This window comes from Campylobacter anatolicus (assembly GCF_018145655.1).
Lineage (GTDB): Bacteria > Campylobacterota > Campylobacteria > Campylobacterales > Campylobacteraceae > Campylobacter_A > Campylobacter_A anatolicus.
This window is the reverse complement of the sequence record NZ_JAGSSY010000013.1, coordinates 1-1,168: the sequence shown is the minus strand read 5'-3', so window position 1 is coordinate 1,168 and position 1,168 is coordinate 1. Positions and strand designations below refer to the sequence as shown.

Below are 1,168 nucleotides of genomic sequence, written 5' to 3'. Positions count from 1 at the left end.
TAAAGGTAAATGACTTCTTTACCGGTACATTAGTAAGTGGAGCACTACTAATCCCATCTGCTCCATTTGCACTAGCACCATTTATACAAGATAATATGCCTAGTATTCATATATATAAAGATTTAAAAAAACAAAATAAAAACATAAGAGATGAAACTATTAATAAAATAAAGGAGAGAAGATGAGAGTTAAAGACATTGTTTTATCAGCAAGTATGCTAATTATGCTAGGTGGTTGTTATGTAGGTCCTGCAACTTATGAGGTTTTTGTAAAAAATAGAAATACAAATATAGGGGATTCTTTTGTTCCGCTAATGAACTCTAAATTTAGAGAAATCTATGATGAGAATAGATATATATATATAGTTAGAGGCCATCCTAAAGGTTGTGTCTATGGATATTTAACAAATAGAGATGATAAACCAGAAGTAGTTCAAGAGTGGATTATACTATCAGGAAAAGAGCATTGTAAACAAAGAACAAAAATATTTTAATTATCAAAATATCGGGGGTAATACCTACTTAAAGGTATGCACTAGCACCATTTATACAAGATAATATGCCTAGTATTCATATATATAAAGATTTAAAAAAGCAAAATAAAAACATAAGAGATGAAACTATTAATAGAATAAAGGAGAGAAGATGAGAGTTAAAGATATTGTTTTATCAGCAAGTATGCTAATTATGCTAGGTGGTTGCTATATAGGTCCTGCAACTTATGAGGTTTTTGCAAGAGCTAGAAATATAGCTGTAGGAAATTCTTTTATTCCATTAATGAATCCTAAGCTTAGAGAAATCTATGATGAGAATAGATATATATATATATTTAGACATAGTCCAGAGGGTTGTACTTTTGGCTACTTAACAAATAGAGATGATAAACCAGAAGTAGTTCAAGAGTGGATTATACTATCAGGAAAAGAGTATTGTAAAGATAGAACAAAAATATTTTAATTATCAAAATATCGGGGGTAATACCTACTTAAAGGTATGCACTAGCACCATTTATACAAGAATAAGAAATGAGAATTAAAGATATAGCCGAATTCACCACCCACCATAAAACTAAAACAACTAAATCACATCTTGGTAATATATCTAAATCATTTATAGATAAAACACAGACTAATACAAATTTAAAACAGAGCTCTTTAAACACAAACAAC

Annotated in this window: 3 protein-coding genes; all 3 read left to right on the top strand. The window is 29.2% G+C overall.

Going from position 1 to position 1,168, the window contains the following annotated elements:
- A partial coding sequence (locus KDE13_RS09455; protein ID WP_212143712.1) for a hypothetical protein occupies positions 1–185 on the top strand: 185 nt, incomplete at its 5' end.
- Positions 182–493, top strand: coding sequence for a hypothetical protein (locus tag KDE13_RS09450; protein ID WP_212143711.1), 312 nt, complete (start codon positions 182–184; stop codon positions 491–493). The genes KDE13_RS09455 and KDE13_RS09450, both read left to right, overlap by 4 nt.
- Positions 494–644: 151 nt before the next feature.
- Positions 645–956, top strand: coding sequence for a hypothetical protein (locus KDE13_RS09445; protein WP_212143710.1), 312 nt, complete (start codon positions 645–647; stop codon positions 954–956).
- Positions 957–1,168 lie beyond the last annotated feature (212 nt).

Coding starts and splice junctions, on each gene's coding strand:
- KDE13_RS09450 (WP_212143711.1), top strand. CDS start 182: ATGAGAGTTAAAGACATTGTTTTATCAGCAAGTATGCTAATTATGCTA.
- KDE13_RS09445 (WP_212143710.1), top strand. CDS start 645: ATGAGAGTTAAAGATATTGTTTTATCAGCAAGTATGCTAATTATGCTA.